Below are 1,373 nucleotides of genomic sequence, written 5' to 3'. Positions count from 1 at the left end.
AATATGAATGTTTTTTATTAATGAGTTGTGTGTTGGCTCTTGACTTTTTCGAACGGGGGGGGGTATGTTAATAGCAAACGCCGGTCGGTCCTAGTTTGACGGGCGTGTGTGGCTCCGTTTGGAGTTGCACAGCAAATTTTTCTTCGTGTACCTAGCACGAAGGAGAAGAAGAAAGGAAATTATTATGTTGAATAAGAAGGCTATCGCCGCATTTGCTGCTGGCGCCACCCTCCTCTCCGGTTTCGCTTTTGCTGCCCCAGCAATGGCTGATAGTGCGAATTTACCTCAAACAGCTATTGAGAATGCTAAGAAGCAGGAAAAGGCTGATGCAGCTGAGTTGGCTAAAAAAGTTGAAGAGAACAAAGCTAAGGAAAATAAGGCAGTTTTAGATAATCTCGATAAGTCCAAGGCTTTTGACAACTTCCTTAACGGTTCCGAAAAGGGAGACATTGTAAATGGTTCTTTGGGCACCTTGAATGGTCGTGGTGCTGCAGAGGTTTCAGCAGCTAGGTCCAAGGCTAATGAAGCTACTGCTGCTTTGAATGCTTTGAAGGCTAAGTGGGCTGATATGTTGGCTCAGGCTGATTATCTTGACGCTGAAGGTGAACATGAAGCTGCTGCTGCTTTGCGTAAGGCTTACTACACTAATGTTCCATTCTTAGATAGTATTTCTGCTGCTACTAAGAATGAGAAGGAAGCCAAGGATGAGCTTGCTAAAGCTGAGAAGGCTTACAAGGAAAGTAAGGAACGCTTTGCTAAGTTCTTGAACAATCTTGGTGGCAAGAAGGCTGATGTTAAGAAGTCTGATAAGAAGTCTGATAAGAAGTCTGCTGCTAAGACCCCAGTTGCTGCTGCTCCATTGGCTAAGACCGGTGCTGCTGTAGCTTTGGCTGCTGTTGCTGCTTCCGTGCTTGCTGGCATGGGTGCTGCTCTTCGCAAGATTCGTCACTAAGCTGTTAGCACATTAAGTGTGTTGATTGTTTAATGATTTGTGAGCGTGCTGTATGTAAGTATGGTGCGCTCACTTGTTAAATCTTTCACTCAACGTGCCGTAAATACTGTTCAGTGTTTTGCGGCGAGTTGCTTGTAGGCTGTTTCATAATTTTACTGTTTTGCCAGATCTCTTTCTTGACAGTGGGATTGTGGTATGGTTTGTGAGTGGGACTGTTGAGTGTAAGGCTGGTTTATTTTTAGGGAGATAGGCCAGTTTATTAAGGGCTTGGGTTTAGTGCTTTTATTTGGTACTTATTCTCCGAGCCCTTTTCTTTGTATTTACGTACTTATTTACTTACTTGCTTACCTACCTATCTACTTAGGCACTTACTCTTTTTGCTTTTCCTATTCTTTCTTATACTTGAATCATTAAAGGAAAA

1 protein-coding gene is annotated in these 1,373 nt (G+C 43.2%); it reads left to right on the top strand.

Annotation, left to right across the window (positions count from 1 at the left end):
- Positions 1 to 184: 184 nt before the first annotated feature.
- Complete coding sequence (locus tag A5294_RS06345; RefSeq protein WP_004574110.1) at positions 185 to 952, top strand: hypothetical protein; 768 nt, start codon at positions 185 to 187, stop codon at positions 950 to 952.
- Positions 953 to 1,373 lie beyond the last annotated feature (421 nt).

Source organism: Gardnerella sp. 30-4 (assembly GCF_001641215.1).
GTDB classification, from domain to species: domain Bacteria; phylum Actinomycetota; class Actinomycetes; order Actinomycetales; family Bifidobacteriaceae; genus Bifidobacterium; species Bifidobacterium leopoldii.
Note: the sequence above shows the minus strand (reverse complement) of the source record. Positions and strands in the feature narration are given on the sequence as shown.